Origin of the sequence: Dysgonomonas termitidis (genome assembly GCF_042654545.1) — a bacterium.
Lineage (GTDB): Bacteria > Bacteroidota > Bacteroidia > Bacteroidales > Dysgonomonadaceae > Dysgonomonas > Dysgonomonas termitidis.
In genome coordinates this window covers 24,822-46,162 of record NZ_JBHSGN010000161.1, presented here as the reverse complement: position 1 = coordinate 46,162, position 21,341 = coordinate 24,822, and the positions used below count along the sequence as shown (strand labels likewise).

The following is a 21,341-nucleotide window of genomic DNA, read 5'->3' as shown; positions in this document are numbered from 1 at the left end:
TATGAAAATATATTCTTTTTCAGGAAAAGGGAAACGAGAAACAAATGAGGATATCTATGTAAACATTGAATTTGAAAAACATTCTTCTCTGCATATAATAGCAGATGGAATGGGAGGTTATTCTTTTGGCGAAATAGCGGCTCATACGGCTGTAAACTCGATCGTAAATTATCTATTAGAAAGATATCAATCTCCTGATATTGAAAAAAATATCAGGGAATCCTTAGCCATAGCTAATGACGAAATAAAAACCAAACAAAAAGAGCTACATTCGAAGTTAGGAGCTACTATTGCCGGAATCTATATCAATCAAGGGATTACATACGCTTTCTGGCTAGGAGATGTTCAGATTTATCATTTCAGAAATCAGGAGTTAATTTTTATCTCAGAAAATCATTCTTTGATCAATGAGATGAAAAAGAATGGATCTGTTTCAAGTAGAGATATCGAAAGATATGGAAATGTTGTAACCAAATCATTATCCGGGACTGTTGTGGCAGAGGCGGTTGAAGTTGTGGCACTAGAACTGAAGCAAAATGATATTATTTTCATTTGCTCCGATGGTTTATATAATTCAATCAATCCTAAATCTCTGGTGTTATTATCGGATAATGAGCTGGATGAGAAAATGAAATTAGTAGAAAATTCCATTGATGATAATTACACGTTAATAAGATTGGTAGTCTGAGTTATTATTTTAGCTCACTTAATCTACCTTTTCCTCCCCCGATTAATCTTTATATTTTTATATAAATCCGGCTTTTTCTCTACCTTTTCTTCTTTCGGCAATCTTGGGTCACCCCACGATTCCTTATATTCTGCATCGGACGTATTTTCTTTCCAAAGATGCGGATGAGCATAATTCCCGATTCCGTACCATTTGACTGTAGCATGGGTCACAAATCCAGCATCAATCCGTATTTTATCCATCAAACGCATCTCGTATTTACCGTATTTGACAAACGATTCAGGATTGTTCCGGGTATAAAAAGGCTGATTCATTTGGTCGTCAAAAAACAGGTAGGCGGAAACATTCGAGCCATCTTTTAATTGCATGTTTTCCAGATAAATATACCCGCCATCCTCCAACGTTTGCTTCTGTTCAGGAGTAAACTTGATACCCCCGACACCTACTAATTTACCCGTTTTTGGTTTATTTGTGGCTTCTTGTTCTACCTTCTTTGCTTGCATTTCTTGTGCAATTTTGTTTTTATCGAACTCTTTTTTCAGATTGGCATAACTAAATTTCCTGTCAACCTGCGAGCCTTTAAAGCTGATATCGCCTTGCCGGAATGATATTCCTTCAATCTCCCCAGTTGTCCGTTTGAGTTTAAATTCGGTCTCAATATTTGATTGGCTGAGTAGCGACTTTAAGTCATTTGGATTTTTACATTGAGGCAAAACAGCTTTGATTGCATCATAAATCTTGTACTTTACCTTATCCGGATCGTTGAGTTTCTCCCGTTTGACTTTTTCTTTTCCTTCGCCATAAGTCAATCCGTGTCTATCTTTTAGCTTCTTGCAAACCTTGATATTCCGCTTATAATCATGGTTGACAGAGATTAATTTCAGGTCGTTGTCGATACGGTTATAAACGATATGCAAGTGTGGATTATCCGTATTATTATGCCGGACAATGATGTATTGGGTGTTTTTGATTCCCATCTCCTGCATATATTCTTTAGCGAGTTGCACCATAAATTCATCGGTCAACCGTTCCTTATCTTCGGGCGAAAATGACAAGGGAATATGCCCCACAGGCTGCTTGATTTCTTTCCTGCCCGAACGTTGCATGGCAAAACTCCGAATAATATCTTTAGTCGTATCCGTCAAAACTCCTTCGGCTTCGAGTAAGGTTGCGCCCTCATGCATCACATAAGAAACGCAACCCTTGAATGATTTCCCTTTGATATTTTTAGCTATCATGGAACAGTTTTTTTATTTCATCGGCAATCATTATTACATCCGTAGCAGAACTAAAGAAGCCAGATTTATTAACCTGTTTAGCAATCTGGTTCAGGTTATTTGACATACCGGATAACTTACGTATCAAGTCAAGTTCTTCGATTGTAAAGCGGGATTTAATACCACCTTTGAGTGTCATTTCCCGGGCATATTGGGTCGGTTTCATTCCTAATTTTCCTGCTTTTTCTTTCACAGCATTAAAATCCACTTCGGTCAATTTCAGGTTAATCGAACAAGATAATTTCGCCTTTTCCTTTGCCGGGCGACCCTTTTTGGATTTATTATCTTCCTTATTTTCCATAACATTTGCATTTAGGATGATGGAAAATTCGGGGTGCAATGTAGCACCCCAGCAAGCCGTAATGGAAGCGACCATCGGGAGAAGAAGTACAGGCTTGCCCTCGTAGTCCGGCAGTTTTGCGACCATCGGGAGTGAAAACAAAAGGGCTGCGGGTGACCTCAAAACTGGCGACCTTCGGGAGTGGGTTTTGAAGTGAAAGAGAAATTCAAGGCACGCCGGATTTATCTGTAACGTGGTCACAGCCCCGCAGGGCAAGGTATGCACGGAAGGAACCGGAAAGAGCGATTAGCGAATTTCGGGTTACCCGTGCGATTACCTTGCTTCTATGACGATAAACAAAAAAAGAAGAGACAAAAGTCTTGATATTTTTTTGGTTGACGGCATCGTTAATAACTAAAGTTGGGCTTAGAACTAAGATGCCCCAACTTTGCAATACTAGGAATGTATTGCCTGTTGCTCTTCAAGGGTAGGCAGAGCAGTTAGCTGTAATAACCGGAGATGACTCTCCTGTTTTGATAATTTCAATTAATCGTTTCATCATACAGATATTTATGTTATAAACCGAGGTGTCCGGCTTGGACACAAATACAAATATATACTGTAATTATGATAGTTATGTACTAACTATACTTATGCAGACATCATTGCATAAGCTTGCATTTATTTGCGACCTATACAACTAATTCATAGTCACTTTGTCTACTTCTGTTGGTAATATGGGTAATATTACTTTGGAAATATCTATCTTAGTGGTAGATAATAATTGAAAAGTAGTCCACTATGGTAGAGTTTGTTGAAAAGTTGGATTATGACGGCAATATCCCCGAAGCCTTTCGGGAGGTACAACAATGTCTGGATAGTTTTGTAGAAGTGAACTACGAAACAATGTTGAGTATGATTTCTGAAACAAAGGTTACCGAAACTGATATTAAGCATTATCATAGCAAAGCAATTGATATTATCCGCAACAATCCTCTCTTTATGAGCATTCCCAAATATCTCCGGGATGGTCGTGAGGACTATCTTTGGTATAGCGATTTTTATGATGATATTCCCAAAGATATTTATCATACATATAGGATATTCGTAAAGCCGACAAATAAGATAACACCTGCCGATTATGCCGAGAAACTGACAAAGATAGATTTGCCCTATTTCAGAGAATTGGTAGATCTGGTCAGCCTTGAAAAGCTATGTATAAAGTATGAGAAACTATTTCCAACTCCCAAGCCGACTCCCGAACAAGACATTGTTCAGAAAGAACAGCCGGCAAAGGAAAGTACAATCGTCAAGGAATCTAAGAACAAAGTTGCCAAACGCTCCTATATCCCTAAATTGACCAACGAACAATATAAATTATTAGCCGACTGTATAGAAGCAATCAAATTGTTTCGACGAAAAGTAAAAGTTTCCGAACTAAAGAAACTTTTATCGGGAAAGCTAACCGAACCGCTACAAGTGACGAACCAAAAGTCATTGGTTTACCTTTTCGATCAACTGATGGACTCCGGCTATATCAAAGATACATGGATGTCGGTTACCGATGGCAATAAAGACTTTATATCTTTTCGCACAGAAGGTAACAAGGAAAGATACGGAGATAACACGCACTACATCAATATGACACAGCTCAATAATTGCCGCAACCGAAATAAAAAAGAGCTTATACACGGACTAGAAAACATAGACACTTTGATTGAACAAATACAGGGAGATTTGGCAGAATAGTTAAAAAATCTTATTAGCCATATTTACCCCTATATATTTCCATTACTTACCAAAATATATTGATTGACTGAATATCAGCTAATTGATATTTTCGTACAGTTTGATAATAATTATCAAACTGCTCCTTCTCACATAAGCATGTTAATCGTTATTGTCTGACAATTAGCCCCATACAACTCTCACCTGTTAGGTAAGGCTGTTAGCTAAACAGCGCAGGCATTGGGGAGGGACTATCTTGCACCCGATTTCGGAAGCCCCGATATGCAATGTCGTATATATGGTTATTCTCCGGGAGCGTATAGTTATGGGTAAATATAATAGAGCCAACCGTGTCAGGGATGTTTGAGTGGGTAAGCACATTCCTCTAAAAAATTAATAAACCGTATTTATAAACATTAAGAAATAATCATATGAAAGATGAAACAACGTTCGACGGAGCAAAGCGTAATCAATTAGAAAATGAAAGCCAAGATCAGGATAAGGGACAGGACAAAGACATATCCCAGTTTATCGGAAATGACAGCACATGAGCTTCCTCTTCTGCCAAAGCTAAGCTCTCCAAGAAAAAAGACGAGGAAGAGTATGCCCGGCGGTTCTTAGGTATACAGAAAGTCAAGGATTATACCCCGGTGTATATTGATGTTCGGATGAAAGAAAAGCTGCAAACGCTTGTTGCCTCACTGCAACACATCGCATCGGAAATAACACCGACTATTCTGTTGTCAAATATCCTTGCCGATCATTTGTTACAAAACAAAGATCTGATAACCCGTGCAGCCAACGAAGGATTGAAGCGTTCACTGGCAAGCACATTTAATAACGAAAACAATTCAAAAGACTAAAATTATGGAGATTGTATGTATAGACCTGCACGCATGGGAACTGCTGAAAAGGCAGATCGGTAAACTAACATTTGAAGTGGCTGCTTTGAAAGAATTGTATTGTTCTAATCCCCGTGACGACTGAATGGACTCGGCAGATGTCTGCCGTGCGTTAGGCATATCAAAACGCACTTTACAGACTTGGCGAAATAACGGAAGGATTCCCTTTTCGATGTTGGGAGGCAAAGTGTATTTTAAGGAGTCGGATATTGATGAGCTGCTTCAGGCTGGGCTAAAACCTAAAAATAAATAGGTATGGATAAGTTTATCAATTATGAGTCCGAAGAGTTCAAGGAACTTTTGGGACAGGTTGAGTCAGCTTTTGATGATGTTGCCGATGTAAGGGAAAAGCATTGTCCGACATTGGCAGATAAGCGTTACCTGAGTGGGGACGAAGTGATGGAATATCTCCATATCTCGCCCCGAACGCTTCAAACTCTGCGAGATAAGCGGATGATTTGTTATACGACTATCGGGGGCAAGATACTTTACCCGGAGGAAGAGCTGATAGAAGTGTTGCATCAAAACTATCGCTCTCCCGAATTACCCTTTTAGAGAAAAGTAAGATATATCTCAATTATATTTCTGAAATATGTTATCTATGCAGATTCCGAAGAGAGGGAGTTGAGTTGCTCTACGCATAAAATGAAAACAAGCATTTCTGATATCAATCAGGGATGCTTGTTTTAGTTTAATGATATGCGTCATCGTCAGGTCGGTCGTTTTCGTTGCAAGGAATAATTTTTACTTCGGCAGGGGAAACAGGTAAGTCTCGGAGCAAAAATACAACCTGTAAGGTGGAGATTTTTGTCTCCGACCTGAAAGGCTTCGGACTTGATGAGTTTGCTCTGTAAGAAGTTCCTTCCCCTGCAACAAAAGGGCTGACTTGACGATCATTATTTTCATTTTATTCCACTTTATCCCATTTTCGTATCATGTAAGTCGATGGGTTAACCGGATTGTTCTCCCTTTTCTTTCTGATAAACATAGCTTTCTGTTTTTTGCCGATACGTTTAATATTTCGATAGTCTGATTCATCTCTGTCGGTATCGAGTTGATAGGTATCGCCAATCTTATCTGTTAGCACTGCCATGTCCTTACTGATTTTATCATTGGTAATTTTGGCGTATATTTGGGTCGTGGTAATGCAAGAGTGTCCGAGCATTTGCGAAACAGTTTCTATTGGTACACCCTTTGATAAACAGACTGTTGTGGCAAACGAGTGCCTGGCTGTGTGAGTAATTTTGAGAAAAGCGAGCAAAAACAAAATGGTGAAACTATATGGTATTCGGTTGTTAGTTAGCTGTTTGACGACTATTCAAGGTCTGAATAGAAAGCGAGCAATTACAAAATATCAGGGTATTTCAGTTACCAAACCGTTATCCGCTTGTTACCGGAATACAAACAGGTAACAGAGTGTAAACCATAGCACCTCAATCTGTTTATTATCCACTGATTTGAAGCATTTTGCATAACAAAGAACGCTTATAAAACAGGTAATTTCACCAGTTAAAACATAAGCGTATGAAAGTAGAAAAATTCAAAGTGCTGCTCTACCTTAAAAAGAGTAGTTTAGACAAGTCGGGTAAAGCCCCCATCATGGGACGCATTACCGTAAACCAATCAAAGGTACAGTTCAGCAGCAAGCTATCCTGTACCCCCGCCTTGTGGAATCCCCGTGAGAGCCGGTTGGACGGCAAAAGTAATGAAGCGGTCGAAGCCAATGCCAAAATAGATAAATTACTATTGGCAGTGCACCATGCATTTGACAGCCTTGTGAAACGCAATAAGCCATTTGACGCTGAGTCAGTGAAGGTTTTATACCAGGGAAGCATGGATGCTCAAATGACCCTGCTTACCCTTCTCGACCGGCACATGGAGGGATTAAGGGCCCGTATCGGAATCGACGTTGCCCCGACCACGCTGAGTACCTATGTGTACACGCACCGTTCGCTCGGTAAGTTCATTCAAAAGAAGTTCAAGATGAAAGACATTGCCTTCGGGCAGCTGAACGAGCAATTCATCCGGGAATACCAGGATTTTGTGTTGAGCGAAGGGTATTCGATGGATACCGTCCGCCATTACCTGGCTATCCTGAAGAAAATCTGTAAGATTGCCTTTAAGGAAGGCCTATCCGAGAAATTTCATTTTGCCCATTACAAGCTGCCCAAACAGAAAGAGACTACCCCGAAAGCATTAAGCCGGGAGAGCTTTGAGAAAATACGGGATTTGGTGATTCCCCCGAACCGTCCTTCAACACGCTTCACAAGGGATCTGTTCCTGTTCGCTTGCTATACGGGCACATCCTACGCGGATGTGATCCGCATTACGGGGGAGAACCTGTATACGGATGAAGAGGGCAGCCTGTGGCTCAAATATGCAAGGAAGAAAACGGACTACCGGGCGCGTGTCAAGCTGTTGCCCGAAGCAATCGCCCTAATTGAGAAGTACAAGGACGAAAACAGGGATACCCTGTTCCCGATGCAATCGGCCGACATGGTAAAAGCGAATATGAAAGGCTTGCGGGTTCTGGCGGATATAAAAGAGCCAATGACCTACCATTCAGCAAGACATGACAACTCTTCTTACCGTCTGAAAACGAGCAAGTTGTAACATTCTTTTTTTTTGACAGGTAACGATTTAGAAACCAGCGAACCTCAACACTTTACCCCATTTTGCACAAATACAAAGAACACTTTTTGATTACAGACTACAAAAATAATCGAATATTATTTATTTGAGAAAACTATTGAATCTTTTCTTTTTACATATCTACAGATAGAGAATTTTTTTCCCGGCACAAAAAAATAAGATTCGAACAGGTCATGCAAGTTTTCTCTTAAAAAAATATTTGTGAATATTTTTTTAAGAGAACCGCAGGTTTGAACTTGTCTTGACCGTAAATGAGAATCTTTACCTTGTGCAGGGAAAAGAATTCTAATATAAAAACCATAGTAGGTAAGTGGTGGGTTGATTTGTTCTTTTTGGTTTAAAATAAAAGCTTTTAGGAAGCTCCTCCGGTTTGTGTTTTTCCTTTCTTTTGCATAAATTGTTCCACCTCTGAGGCTTTATAATATACCCTTCCGTTATTATATGTATAAAAAGGGAGTAGTTTCTTCTGACGGTACCTGGCGATAGTTCTTTTGGTAACTCCAAGAAGTTTGCACAAATCGTGATTGTCAAGGAGAGCATCTCCCTCGAAACAATCTTTGAGCTTATTCATCTGGCCAAGCGTTTTGTCTATCTTGTCAAAACGGCCTAAGATGATTCGCATCCAGTCCTCGAAACTTTTATTTTTATTATCATCCATATGGCCTATGAAAATTATTATGATGCAAAGGTCAGCAGGAAAAAGAAAACGGTTTCATTAGTTGTACCCTACTTGGGTATGATTTTTATGAAGAAATTTATTATATGCTTGATATTCAAACCAAATGGGCGTAATAATATATTGGAAGTGAAAATTGTAAGGGAAAGACGCTGGATTTAAATCTTGTAATTAGGTTAGGAAATACTCAACAATTCATAAAAAAAGGAAAAACAGGTCATGTATAACTAAGGTATTTCCATAAATCCGGAATAATCAAAATAAAAAAGAAAGCGTGGAACTTATTCCTTCCGACACAGTGGCACTGGTTACCAGAAAAACGAAAGTCATAAGTCCACGCTATACTTGCGCATAGCATGAACATTACACTTTTCATCCCGTTTTTCTTGAAAATTACCAGTTTTCTGTGCCGAGACGTTCAGTGAACGTTATGTTATATACTCATAAAGTATTCGAAAAATACTTCTGATCGTTATTATTTTTACATCTGTAAAGATAATAGATTAAAACGAAATTATTTATTATCGTCTTCATCCATTCTTCGGCTTAATGCATTGATCATACGATTCAAATATTCGGTCCTGTCAACCTTTCTTTTACGGATATCACCATATATCTGGAAAATGTTACTCATATCCACATCAAACAGATTTCCTAACTTTTTAGCCAGTACTTTGATATCTATATTGCCCAAACAGACACTTCCTAAAGAATCAATCCCATAGATTATTTCTCCTAAAGCTGTTTTCTTCTCCGTCCATTTTAACATGGAACGATCTTGAAGTGGGTCGATCTCAACATCCTCCTGCAATAACTTTGCAAGTTTAACATTAATATAGGCTGATAGTTTTTCGTTTGTAAGGATTTTAGTCATTTTAAAATCATAACATGTGGAAAAACAGCAATCCCGTTCAAAATAAGAACTGTCAAATGGCAATTGGATACACGGTCTTCTCCGCAGGAAATAAATATGGTCTAAATGTGTATTGCCCGAACGAAGGTATTGATAAAAATCAGGATTCATATCGAAGTAGAATTTAATTTGATTTTGAATCTGTTCCAAATACTCTTTTTTTCCTTCAATACTACCTGCCGGCATTCTTATCTCAATGTTATAAATCTCATTATAGTACATTAACTGGCTAAATAATTGTGGTTTAATTTCTTTAAAGAAAAGGATCTCTTCATCATTATTCTTAAAAGAATAATTGCTTACAAAAGACTTTAACTCCTCAAAAGAGCCTTCTAATCGAGGAACAATCAACTTTGACTTATGTAGCATGCTACATTCCATCTTTTCTACTTCCTGAATATTCTGAAAGATTTTATCTTTCAGGGATGAAATATAATTCTCCATGAATTCATTTTTATTAAATTAATACTAAATGACAAAAACATGGCAAATGCACAGCAACCATCACTGCCTGTTAAATACTCTTTCCCGGATTGCAAAGACAATTGGATGTTCGGAGGCTTATTTGATTTTAATAGCTAAACGAACAAACACACAAACGAGGTTGCAACAAAAGAGTATCTGAAAATACCGGGTTATTTATTTCGCAAAGAATTTGCAGGCGTTTGACAACATCAGATATATGCATAGCGTCCTATGTAAACTCTGATGCCATCATTACTATTGTCAGCTTTTGTTTTTATTATAATTGTAAATGACATACTGTTGATTTTTTATTTTTAAGTGTAAATAATAATTGAAAAGTAGTTCTCTTAGCAATGTAAATCAGCAATTGAAACTGCTAACTAGTTAAAACGCTAACAATCATTAGCATAATTATAGTCCAATCCGTTTTTCAATTGCCCGTTCTCCTGATCGATCCTGAAGCCTATTGCAATTGGTTTACGGAAATTGAATGGAGTACTCTCAACTAGTAGAATCTCTAGTCGGAATCAGTACGCTATCAACAGGTGTAATATTTTCGGCATTTATCATTAACACATGATCTGTGATAGTTCCACCACCGTCTCCTTTCAGATTAAAATATGCATGATTTGATAAGTTGACAACCGTTGGCTTGTCAGTAGAGGCTTTATAGCTGATCTTAAATTCATTATCGGGGGTTACCGTATAATTGACATGGATAGAGAGCGTTCTGGGGAAACCCTCTTCCCCATCAAGGGATATATAAGAAAAGTCAATGGAATTATCTGTAACCTTATCTACATTCCATACCCGTTGGTACAGGCCTTTCAGTCCATCATGTAAGGTTTGACCGTTGTTATTAACCGGAAGCTGATACTCTATGCTGTCCAATTTAAACCTTCCCTTTGCAATACGGTTAGCGTAACGTCCCACTATGGTTCCCCTGAAGCGATTTTGGTAGAAGTCTAATTATACCGCATCAATCCTAAGCGTGTGCCAACCCATATAACGCCAGAGCGGTCACTTTTTATACACCATGCGGCGTTTGGTTCAAGAACCAGCCCCGCAACCTTTACTTTACGCAGTATGTTTTTGTTGGTATCGGACATAAATACTCTCTGATTCATTGTAGCCGACCATAACATACCTTTGTCGTCGATCAATATGCTATTAACCCCTGACGTTACTTCCATCCCATCAGCGGTTTTGTTGTTCAACTTGGTAAATTTATCCTCAACCATATACATAATGTAAAGGCCTGCATCAGTTCCTATATACATTATATCAGACTTCCCTTCGAATAGGCTCCGGATATAGTTGTTTCCCAAAGAGAGATTTTCGTCGGGATCGTTGGAATAGACCTTGAAACTGATCCTGTCGTATATGTTTAACCCGTCTTTAGTACCCAACTACATAAATCTTCTCGAATCCTATAATATGCAATGTATGGTATTCTCCGATAATCCGTCGTCAACATCTATTTTACGAAAACGGAATTTCGGTAAATTTTGTGCATAAATGTCGCTTACAGGCCGAGTATTAACAGCAATAAGACAATAATAATTTTCTGCAAATATACCATAGGGTTTATATTCAATAGACTTATGTATATCTTTATCAATGCTTTTATTGTTTCACTTTTAAGTGGAGCAATAATGATAGTAATCAGTGAAGGGCTTTAGCCAAAACAGATTCAACTAAAATCGCATTCTATATCATATCAGTTACCCACGACTTTTAAGTCGTGGTAATTAAAATGCCTGAAATAAGGCTCTTAGAATTTTATTGTATATAAACTCTATTATAGATAAAATTTACAAGAAATCTTTACTGTCTGCTATTGAGTGGAAGAAAGCACATATCTGTATTTATTCCAAATATTTAATCAAATTCTTCGGCAGATAAAATGTATCATTCTTATCTATATAGACTACTACGGAAGGCAGTGCAATAGGCTGATTATTTAAGTACACTACCGATTTGAAGGCGGGAACAGATAGAGTCACATTCCCTTTCTTTACTTTCAATACGGGAAAATCGGCAGACTTATCTATTGTATAGTCCATACCTTTAAATACATCCGTGTGCTTTGCAAATATTTCCTGTCTCATTTCGGGTAAAGAGGTTTTCAATCCCAGTGCAGCGCACAGATACTGATTGATCTCCACATTTGTATTCATACCCACAGGTATGTCTCCATTGGGATGATAAGCTGCAAGAAATACTTCTTCTCCGGTGTGTCCTCCGGTGGTAAAGCCAAAGTAAGTATGTGAATCCATAATGTTAATAATGCTGGAACCCATATTTACGCTGTTGCTGACTTTTATATAATCTGCTTCTTTATAGTTCTTTGAACTCAACAACAGATTTAATTCTTCCTCGTTCAGATCAATATCTGTGTATTCTTTGAATATCGCTTTAAAATCTTCCGGTTTAGATTTCAGCAAGATTCTTTCCAGCCCTTCGCCTGTCTTCTTGAATTTCGATACATTCTTAAACAAGTCGTCAAGGGTTGCTTTATTATAGCTTTTCAAGTCTCTGCGACCGATAGTGAATCCACTGTTTCCATGATCGGGAAGTACTATAACTGTTGTTTCACCGTTTTTCTTTGCAAAGTCCATTACTGTAGCTACTGCTTTGTCAAAGGCGAGGTATTCTGTAATACATCCCACAGCATCATTACCATGTGCCGACCAGTCTACTTTGCTGCCCTCCACCATCAGGAAGAATCCGTTTTCGTTCTGAGACAGCCTGTCTAATGCTTTTTGGGTCATCTCCTGTAACGATGGGATTACTTCAGGGTCCCTGTCCAGATCGTACGGTAATTCCCTTTCATTGAATAATGCCCATACTTTTTCTTTTCCATTAAAAGACCTGAAAGTTTTGATGTCATCCTGAATCAGCGTGGTGCCAGTATTTTTGAAATGCTGTTTGATATCGTCTGTCAGTATGGAATTTCCCCCTCCAAACATTACATCCAGATTCTGGTATGCCATTTGAGACGCTATATATTCGTATTTGCCACGTGCGTAATAATGTGCCGAACAATCAGCAGGAGTAGCATGAGGAAACTCCACTGTTACTACCAGGCCTGTCGCTTTATTTTGTTGATATTTAGCAGCTTCTAATACAGTAGGCAAAGGCTGGTAGGCCATAGCCGGGTCTATGGGTATCAGATCGTTTTCAGGATCAGCAACCGGATAAATAGCTACATTACCGGTCTGCTGTGGCATTCCCGTCATATAACATGAGGTAGTAGGGGCAGAATCACCAATAGGTGCATTGGATGAAAATGTTTTCACCGTACCGCACAGATAAGGGTCAACAGCCAGATTATCTCCACCCAGTTTATTATAAATCTGATACCAGCGTGCAGCCGAAACAACTCCGATAGATGTTCCGTCGGGTATCATAACTATGACATTCTTTGTCGGTTTTACAGGTCTTCGATACTGCTGCTGGGCAAAGACAGTTATCGAAAATACAAAGAAGAGCAATAAGCTCACACTTACTTTTTTCATTATACTTACTTTTTTCATTTTTACTACTTTATTATTGAAGTACGGATACAACAGATATCTATGCCGGCTTTTGCATTACCGACACAGAGAATTCTAATACTAAGACACTTCGAGGCTGTATTGTTAAAGACCCGTTACTTAAGTTTACAATATTTTCACTTATAACATCCTTTGCCTGACTCTTCGGCAACACTTCTTTATATGGTGAAAGGTCTATCGTTTTTTCACTATCCGATCCGGACAGGAATACAACAACAGACTTATCATTGTATTTACGCTCATAAACATAAACACTATTATTTGTCACAAAATGCTTTAGAGTTCCTTTTGATATAGCCTCATTCCCTTTTCTCCATTGCAACAATTTGCGGAGGTAATTGAAAGCCTCATTCTGCTGTGAAGTTCTGTTAGCTGGAACGAACAGGTCTGTCTTATCATCCTGCCATCCTCCGGGAAAATCGCGACGCAGATAGCCGTCTCCTTCTCCCTTATCGGCAGCCATTAATATTTCAGTTCCGTAATATATTTGCGGGATTCCACGGGTAGTCAACAGGAATGCAAGAGCCTGTTTGTAACGGTTCAGGTTCGAAGTTTGTTCTTCGGTACTGTAAAAACGTGATGTATCATGGTTATCAAGGAAGATAAGCAATTCCATAGGATCGGCATAAACTATATCCTGAGCCAGATATTCATGTATGCGCGACAGGCCTTGTCCCCAGTCTGTGGTTTCCTGATCAAATGCGCTATTCATTATATCCTTAAGAGGGAAATCCATCACCGAACGCAGATAGGAATTTTTCGGATAAGCCAGCTTACTGTCTTTCTGCCAGAAAGCGATGCCTACATGCATAGTGATCGTATTGATCCATGTCTCACCCACAATATTAAAATCGGGATATTCCTCTGTAACTTCCCTGCACCAGCGCGACATCATATCATAATCGGAATACGGATGAGTATCCTGACGAATGCCGTCGATACCGGCATATTCTATCCACCAGATACTATTCTGGATAAGGTATTTGGCTACATGCGGATTTCGTTGGTTCAAATCGGGCATAGACTCTATAAACCAACCTTCTGCTGATCTCTTCACATCGTATGCGGAAGCATAAGGATCAAATTGAGATATAGTTTGATAAGAACTCTGCACATATCCGTCAGGGTAATTGAACCAGTCTTTAGACGGTCTGTCCTTAAAGAAAAAGTGTTCACTGCCACAGTGGTTGAAAATCATATCCATCACCACTTTTATCCCTTTAGCGTGAACCTTATCCACTAAGTCTACAAACTCCTGATTGGAACCGAAACGACGGTCTACTTTATAATAGTCCGTTGTTGCATATCCGTGATATGATTTCTCCGGCATATCATTCTCCATCACCGGATTGAACCAGATAGCGGTTACACCGAGATCGTGTATATAATCCACACGGTCGCTTATTCCTTTAAAATCTCCGCCATGACGGGCATACTGTCCGTTACGGTCTATTTTGGCCTCGTGCATCCCTGCAATTACATCATTCGATGTATCTCCGTTTGCAAAACGGTCGGGCATAATCAGATAAAATACATCCGAAGCATTGAAGCCTATCCTGTCGGATGAGCCGGCCTTACGGCCTTTAATTTCATAAGGAACTACCTTTTTGTCCTTTCCCTGTTGCAATACGATATCGAACTTTTCGGGTTGAGATGCCGATAGGTCGAAATATAGGATAAGGTAATTAGGACTCTCTAACTTTACAGTTTCTTTCAGCCTTACCGATTTTGAGGTAATACTTACGTCCGATTTAGCCACACCTTCTCCGTGTATCAATACCTGCAATTCAGAATTTTTCATCCCTGACCACCAGAAAGCGGGATCTACTGTTTTTATATCTTCGGCTTTGATCTGGATAGCTATAACCAGAAACATGATAACAACCGGCAATTTATATTTATTCATTTTCATTTTTTTTATTTTTTTCATTTTTTTTATACGAAAACAGCAACAAAGAATCCGGAACCTTATTTCCCCAAGAGGAATATTAAAGGTTTATCAATTCGTTTACTCCAAGCTGTTTTGGAATGATCCTCGCCTTCGAAATATAACGTAATCCAATTTTTTGAATCAAAATGAGCTAATTGCATTAGTTTATCCACCTCCCTTTGATAGGGAGGATAGAATGCATCAAGTCCCTGATCTCCCGTATCAAAATAGATTTTATGATTAATCGGATTCGGTATATTATTGCTCATGTATGATAAAAAAGCGGCAGGTATTTCTTTATTGTTTTTGAATATTCCAATCCAATGTGTTGATAAGCATGCAGCTCCTCCAAATACAGTCGGATATTCACAAATTGCGTACATTGAAATTAATCCGCCCATACTTGAACCCATTATAAATGTGTGTTTGGAATCGGTATACACTTCAAAATTTGAATCAATAAAAGGCTTTAATTCTGTCACAACAAACTTGAGATAATTATCCGCCAGATAGCCTTTGGGTATAAGAGAATCAAGCAATTGTTTTGTACTGTCCGGTAAAAAGGCTAATGCTTTTTCAGGAAGGTACTCCGAAGCTCTTTTCATACCATTATTGTGGATACCTATAACAATGGTATTTTTCAACTTCTCTTTTTTCAATAAATCCGACACATTTTCATCAATCTTCCACTCTTGATTGACCCATATTTTGGAGGAATCAAACAGTGATCCGCCGTCATTCATATAAATGACACTGTATTTTTCTTCCGATGGATAGCTGTCAGGTAGCCAGACATCAACCGGTCGCTTATCAACAAATTGTGATGGCATATTGATTCTTACAATTTTACCTGCTGATATATCGGGTAAATCCAATCTATTAGGAAACGATAACAACGATTGTCCATTTTGAGCAAAAATCGAAGAACAGAAAAACAGGATGAATAGTATATATATATTTCGAGATATCATATGATTAAGTAGTCAATAAAAATTAATAATATATTTTTTCAGAGCGGGAATGCTCTGGAATATTTTTAAATAATAATAAAAATATGGAGTTCTATAAGGGTATTCATATCTTTTAAATAAATCTAAGATAATATTTTAAGGTAAACCAGAATAGACCAAAGAGATTTAGACTTCGGTCTATTCTTCTTTTCTCAATATTAAAGTTAATCAATAGGCTTCACAGCTTTTAATCTTTTCATCTTGTTGTATACTTTATTTATAATCAGAGTTTTGCACCAAGTTTGGATTTGCGCTCAAATCGGATTCGGGTATCGGGAAAAGGAGATATTTATCATCCACATCTTTTCCCCTGAGTACATTTCCTTTCCATGACCAATTATAGTTCTTCGTAAACTTACCGAAGCGAATCAGATCTGTGCGGCGGACAAGTTCCGTACTCAACTCCCGCGCACGTTCATCCAACAGAAAATCAAGTGTAAGCTGATTATCATTGATAGAGCCGGAAACACCTGTTCCGTATTTTCCTGATTGATAGGCCCGGTTGCGCACTTCATTCACATAGCCTAATGCTTCCGTCCGGGTTCCTCCTCCGTTACGCAAGATAGCTTCGGCTGCCATCAGATAGGCATCAGCCGACCTGAACAGAGGGATATCGATCTCCGCGTATGCGGCAATGCCGGCAGCCTGCTCATCCTTGCGTACATTACGCCATTTAATAAAGGCATAACCATCGGTAAATACTGTGGAAAATTGTCCTGATGTTGTCGCAACCTCCTTTTGATGTCCCACTGTAAAGAACTGGGCTCTCTTATCTTTTTTCTTTGTGCCCCATACATCGTTGACATCAAAAGTCTGGTCCGAATCCTCAAATTTGTTTACAAATTCGGGGCGTACACGTACATTAGACCAGCCACCAGCACCAATTCCCGTTGTGAAATAACCATCCATGCTACCGCTGTAAAAAGCCCTAACAAAGAAATTAGCTCCAGTTTGTGTTTGCGTATTGGTTCCATCCTGTACCAAAGGCCATATTATTTCCGGAGAAGTATCATTGTCTGCCATAAAGTTATACCTGTATTCGGCAGCAAGAGGAAAGCCGGCGTCGATTACCATTTTAGCATATCTGTATGCATCCGCGTTCCTGTCGGCATTCACATAGACTTGAGCATTCAGGTATAAGCGTGAAAGGAGAAGCCATGCTGCAGCCTTATCTACACGTCCGTATTCATTCTGATGCGGATCTTTCAGTTTCAGGGAAAGGTCTGACAGCTCCGTCTCTACATAATCGAAAATCTCTCTACGGGATTTCTGCTCCGGCAGGTTTCCTACCCTGTTTTCATCCGTAACAAATGGTATGTCTCCAAACAGGTCACAAAGCACAGTGTAATAATAAGCACGGATAAAACGGGCCTCGTCGCGATAAAGAGGCAGATTGTTCTTTATCTCCGGGTCATTGGCTACTCCTCTCGATTGCAGCATATTATCGGTAGTCTGCCGTAGAAATTCGTTACAGTAGCCAATATTAGTATAGAGACGACTGTAGCACCCCCGAATAACAGCTGTATTAGGCGTCCATCCTGTAACAACACAGTCGCGCAATCCATTTGTAGCTGAAGGCATAAGGATCACATCCGTTGTCAACTCCTGCAAATAAAACAGGGCACGCAAATATCCCCCGTAACCCTCATCGAACGATGATCCCAGATCGTTGTCACCGCTAGGACCTAACTGTCCGGGGAGGATAAGGGAGGCGTAACATTTAGCCAACACTCCTTTATAATTTGCGGGATCGGCATAAAGCTTATCGGCCACAAGCTGGTTATCGTCAATCGGCAACGTATCCAAATCACCCAGACAGGATGAAAATAGAAATACCGATAATAGTATAGCTGATATGTATTTTAAAGCATTCATATTTTAAATCTCCTTTTGATTAAAAGTTTAAGTTTAAACTAAGTGTATATACTCTTGGACGCGGGTATGTATTACGGTCGATACCGGAATATATCTCAGGATCGAGTCCCGAATAACCGGTGATAATGAATACATTCTGAACCGCTCCTGACAAACGTAACGACATATCCGATTTACCCAATTTAGGGAAAGTATATCCCGCTGTAATATTATCCATTTTGAAGAAAGAGCCGTTCTCGAGAAAATAATCGGAATATAGCCGCTGGACTTCAAATCCTTTATCTCTTGTTACCCTAAGAATATTCTTGTAAGCACTTAAATCATACACCCTGCCTTTATAATCATCGGCCACAAGATGGTTATAGATATAATTACCAAACGAAGCATGGGCGTTAAAGCCTAAATCCCAGTTTTTATAGGTCACTTTGGATGAAAGGCCCATATATACTCTCGGATTCGGGGATTTGGCCTTGCGACGATATGTATCATCTGACGAAATACTTCCGTCGGCCTGTATATATTTTCCATCCAATGCGTTGCCGTCCTCGTCATATGCCTGTTGTGCCAGATAGAAAGTATATGGCGCATACCCTACAGCATGTATCTGGACTTCCTTTCCTGATGAAACAGCCCCTACTTTCACGACATATGTGTCGGAGTCTATCATATTCAACTTTGTGATTTCAGATTTATTATAAGTCAGATTCACGTTAAAGTCCCAATTCAGATCTTTCGTAGACACAGGTACGGTATTCAGAGCGAACTCAAATCCGGCATTCTTCATCGAGCCTATATTGGTGTATATTTCAGTGGACAGATTGGAACCTGCCGCAACCAATATTCTGTTCAGCAGATCTTTTGTTTTACGGTAATATACATCGATACTGCCATTGATACGCCCTTTAAAGAACCCGAAGTCGATTCCGGCATTATATGTCTCGGTACTTTCCCATTTTATGTCCGGGTCGTATCCGTCAGCCCTGTAAGTTGTATACCACCGGTCTCCAAACATATAACGGACATTGTCGTAACTTGCTGTATATGTAGACATATAGGGATAGTCGGATCCAATGTCCTGCTGGCCTGTTTGTCCGTAACTCAAACGGAGTTTGAGGTCAGACAGAGCCCTGACGTCTTTCATAAAATCCTCCTGATCGATACGCCATGCAAAAGCTGCCGAAGGGAAGTATCCCCAACGGTTGTCTTTAGAAAAACGGCTCGAAGCATCAGCCCGCAACGTTGCGGTAAACAGATATTTGGATGCAATGCTATAATTGAGCCGTCCGTAAAATGACAGAAGATAATATTCAGATTCGGAATGAGTCGGGGGAAATAACTCCTCTCCTTTATGATTCAGGTTCTCTTCATTAAATTTTGTCCAGAAATGTTGCCATCCGTAACCTCCCATCACATCTATATGGTGAATTCCGAGTTCCTTATTATAATTCCCATAAAAGTCGATTAGATAATTTCGCTTCTTCTGAATATAAGTACGATCCTGTCCCTGCCCGTCTAACTTTATAGTTACATATGTTTTCGGGGCATTATCCGGTATCAGTTCGCGACCGTCACTCTTCAGTACATCATAACCAAGATTGAGGTTGAAACGGAGATCTTCCAATCCATGCACTTTATAGTCGATGGCTGCATTACCTATACTTCTCTTTATTTTAGCCACACTGTTTCGAAGATCAAGGATAGAAACAGGATTGAGCCCCACTGGTCCCAGCGGTTTCCCTCCTGACGACAACCATATAAAATAGCCCAGTCCGTAATCACTGTTGTTTACATGTACAGGACGTGTAGGATCAAAAAATACTGCTCCAGGTACAACAGAGCTGTCAATATCCCTGTTTTTCTCATAACTGCCCTTCACATTCAGGTTAACAGTCAGATGTTTGTTGAAAAAAGACGGGCTTAATCCAAATCCTCCGGTAAAACGTTCATAATTATTCGTTTTGATTATCCCCTGTTGATTTGTATATCCCAATGAGATACGATACGGCGTATCCTTCAGGCTTCCTGTTGCGCTCAGGTTGTGCTCGTGACCGAAAGATGTCCGGTAGATCTCATCCTGCCAATCGGTATTGTCCGTACCTAAACCTGCAACAACAGAAGGAGAAGAGGCATTGTGTTCCGCTACGAATGCACGAAATTCATCTGCGTTGAGCACATCTATCTTTTTTGTGGCAGTGCCCACTGTAAAATGATTATTGTAGTTCAATTTTACGGATGAGCCGGCAGCGCCTTTTTTTGTTGTGATAATAATAACCCCGTTACTGGCACGGGAACCATATATAGCTGTAGATGAAGCATCTTTTAATACTGTAAAAGATGCGATATCATTCGGGTTTATAACACTCATGATATTGGATGAACCTTGGATAGACGAATTATCGATAGGTACTCCATCGATGACAATCAACGGATCGTTACTTGCCGACAAAGAAGAACCGCTACGGATACGGATAGTTCCTCCATCGCCGGGGGCTCCGCTCCCCGGAATAATATATACACCCGGTATTTTACCTATCAATGCGTCTTGAGCACTAATCTGGCTACCTTTATTCAATTGGTCGGGCTTAATAGCCAAGACAGCTCCCGTAGCATCGTTTTTCTTTACCCCACCATATCCAATAACGATAACTTCATCCAATAGTCCCATATCTTCCTCCAGCGTAACAGACAGAGGTGCTGCATCTTTAATTAAAATCTCACTGGGCTTAAATCCGATAAATGAAATTGTCAGTATGGCATTATCCGGTACTTTGAGGCTGAAATTTCCGTCAGCATCGGTTACTGTACCGACAGTAGTCCCTTTTACTACAACACTGGCTCCGGCAACAGGTGTTCCCTGATTATCTTTTATAACTCCTGTCACTATTTTGTCTTTTTGCTGAACAACTTCCTCTATGGATTCGTTTTTAACCTTGATAAGAATTTGTTGTCCAACGACCTGATATGTATATTCTGTATTCTGGAATATTTGTTCCAGAGTATTCTCTACTGTTGTATTTTTCACATTTACAGAAACTTTCTTATTCCTGTCCACCTGATTATCATTGAAGAAAAAAGTAAAATCGCTGTTATTTTCTAAATCTTTCAAAATATCCCATATGCTGCTGGTTTTCTTCATCGAAATCTTACCGGATTGCCCGTAAGTCGAAGCAGCAATATTACATACCGCAAGAATTAATAGCAAAGTCGTGATTTTCATAATTAGAAGTATTTTTCTTAATAGAGGGACATTATAATCCCTTTCTCTGATTTTTTTCATACTTTTATGTGTTTTTAGTATAGTTAGCAGTTGTGGCTTGGACTCCTGATACTGCTGATTAATTAAAGACTTGATTTCAATATCGGGGTTGGAGACATTGTTCTCCAA

16 protein-coding genes and 2 pseudogenes are annotated in these 21,341 nt (G+C 39.3%); 6 read left to right on the top strand and 12 right to left on the bottom strand.

All coding sequences use genetic code 11. From position 1 onward, the window contains the following. The first annotated feature begins 1 nt into the window (after position 1). The gene (locus ACFO6W_RS24665; protein WP_380001536.1) at positions 2–688 is read left to right on the top strand and encodes a PP2C family protein-serine/threonine phosphatase; all 687 of its coding nucleotides are present in this window, start codon (positions 2–4) and stop codon (positions 686–688) included. A gap of 23 nt (positions 689–711) precedes the next feature. Here ACFO6W_RS24665 and ACFO6W_RS24660 read toward each other — a convergent pair whose 3' ends face one another. Beyond that, a complete protein-coding gene (locus tag ACFO6W_RS24660; RefSeq protein ID WP_380001534.1) occupies positions 712–1,926 on the bottom strand; it encodes a relaxase/mobilization nuclease domain-containing protein in 1,215 nt (404 codons plus the stop codon). Then, the gene (locus tag ACFO6W_RS24655) at positions 1,916–2,392 is read right to left on the bottom strand and encodes a MobC family plasmid mobilization relaxosome protein (protein ID WP_380001532.1); all 477 of its coding nucleotides are present in this window, start codon (positions 2,390–2,392) and stop codon (positions 1,916–1,918) included. The genes ACFO6W_RS24660 and ACFO6W_RS24655 overlap by 11 nt, the downstream gene beginning before the upstream one ends. Positions 2,393–3,046: 654 nt before the next feature. Between ACFO6W_RS24655 and ACFO6W_RS24650 the strand changes: the two genes are divergently transcribed. The 4 genes and pseudogenes from ACFO6W_RS24650 to ACFO6W_RS24635 all read left to right on the top strand — a co-directional run bounded on the left by ACFO6W_RS24650 (position 3,047) and on the right by ACFO6W_RS24635 (position 5,430). After that, complete coding sequence (locus ACFO6W_RS24650; protein WP_380001530.1) at positions 3,047–3,994, top strand: hypothetical protein; 948 nt, start codon at positions 3,047–3,049, stop codon at positions 3,992–3,994. 566 nt (positions 3,995–4,560) lie between these two features. Beyond that, positions 4,561–4,836, top strand: a pseudogene (locus ACFO6W_RS24645) (DUF3408 domain-containing protein); the annotation flags it as partial. A gap of 124 nt (positions 4,837–4,960) precedes the next feature. Continuing rightward, complete coding sequence (locus ACFO6W_RS24640; protein WP_380001528.1) at positions 4,961–5,128, top strand: helix-turn-helix domain-containing protein; 168 nt, start codon at positions 4,961–4,963, stop codon at positions 5,126–5,128. A 2-nt stretch (positions 5,129–5,130) separates the two neighbouring features. After that, positions 5,131–5,430 carry a helix-turn-helix domain-containing protein gene (locus ACFO6W_RS24635; RefSeq protein WP_380001526.1) on the top strand — a complete coding sequence of 100 codons (300 nt, stop codon included), beginning with the start codon at positions 5,131–5,133 and terminating at the stop codon, positions 5,428–5,430. A 352-nt stretch (positions 5,431–5,782) separates the two neighbouring features. Here ACFO6W_RS24635 and ACFO6W_RS24630 read toward each other — a convergent pair. Beyond that, a pseudogene (locus tag ACFO6W_RS24630) lies at positions 5,783–6,115 on the bottom strand (tyrosine-type recombinase/integrase); the annotation flags it as partial. A gap of 284 nt (positions 6,116–6,399) precedes the next feature. On the opposite strand from ACFO6W_RS24630, the gene ACFO6W_RS24625 reads away from it, so the two are divergent. Continuing rightward, positions 6,400–7,488: a phage integrase SAM-like domain-containing protein gene (locus ACFO6W_RS24625; RefSeq protein ID WP_380001524.1), complete on the top strand. Its 1,089-nt coding sequence runs from the start codon at positions 6,400–6,402 to the stop codon at positions 7,486–7,488. A gap of 391 nt (positions 7,489–7,879) precedes the next feature. Here ACFO6W_RS24625 and ACFO6W_RS24620 read toward each other — a convergent pair whose 3' ends face one another. The 9 genes from ACFO6W_RS24620 to ACFO6W_RS24580 form a co-directional block, all read right to left on the bottom strand. Next, the gene (locus ACFO6W_RS24620) at positions 7,880–8,185 is read right to left on the bottom strand and encodes a helix-turn-helix domain-containing protein (RefSeq protein ID WP_380001522.1); all 306 of its coding nucleotides are present in this window, start codon (positions 8,183–8,185) and stop codon (positions 7,880–7,882) included. Positions 8,186–8,717: 532 nt separating this feature from the next. Further along, the gene (locus ACFO6W_RS24615; RefSeq protein ID WP_380001520.1) at positions 8,718–9,560 is read right to left on the bottom strand and encodes an RteC domain-containing protein; all 843 of its coding nucleotides are present in this window, start codon (positions 9,558–9,560) and stop codon (positions 8,718–8,720) included. A 522-nt stretch (positions 9,561–10,082) separates the two neighbouring features. Beyond that, on the bottom strand, positions 10,083–10,514 hold the full coding sequence (locus ACFO6W_RS24610) for an aldose epimerase family protein (protein ID WP_380001518.1): 432 nt from the start codon (positions 10,512–10,514) through the stop codon (positions 10,083–10,085). A gap of 32 nt (positions 10,515–10,546) precedes the next feature. After that, complete coding sequence (locus ACFO6W_RS24605; RefSeq protein ID WP_380001516.1) at positions 10,547–10,990, bottom strand: two-component regulator propeller domain-containing protein; 444 nt, start codon at positions 10,988–10,990, stop codon at positions 10,547–10,549. Positions 10,991–11,449: 459 nt separating this feature from the next. Beyond that, positions 11,450–13,102, bottom strand: coding sequence for an alkaline phosphatase (locus ACFO6W_RS24600; RefSeq protein WP_380001573.1), 1,653 nt, complete (start codon positions 13,100–13,102; stop codon positions 11,450–11,452). A gap of 58 nt (positions 13,103–13,160) precedes the next feature. After that, the gene (locus ACFO6W_RS24595; RefSeq protein ID WP_380001571.1) at positions 13,161–15,047 is read right to left on the bottom strand and encodes a glycoside hydrolase family 13 protein; all 1,887 of its coding nucleotides are present in this window, start codon (positions 15,045–15,047) and stop codon (positions 13,161–13,163) included. A 62-nt stretch (positions 15,048–15,109) separates the two neighbouring features. Beyond that, complete coding sequence (locus tag ACFO6W_RS24590; RefSeq protein WP_380001514.1) at positions 15,110–15,946, bottom strand: alpha/beta hydrolase; 837 nt, start codon at positions 15,944–15,946, stop codon at positions 15,110–15,112. Between the two features lie 348 nt (positions 15,947–16,294). Beyond that, on the bottom strand, positions 16,295–17,956 hold the full coding sequence (locus ACFO6W_RS24585) for a RagB/SusD family nutrient uptake outer membrane protein (protein ID WP_380001512.1): 1,662 nt from the start codon (positions 17,954–17,956) through the stop codon (positions 16,295–16,297). 19 nt (positions 17,957–17,975) lie between these two features. Further along, positions 17,976–21,233, bottom strand: a complete 3,258-nt coding sequence (locus ACFO6W_RS24580; RefSeq protein WP_380001510.1) for a TonB-dependent receptor — start codon at positions 21,231–21,233, stop codon at positions 17,976–17,978. Between the last annotated feature and the right edge of the window lie 108 nt (positions 21,234–21,341).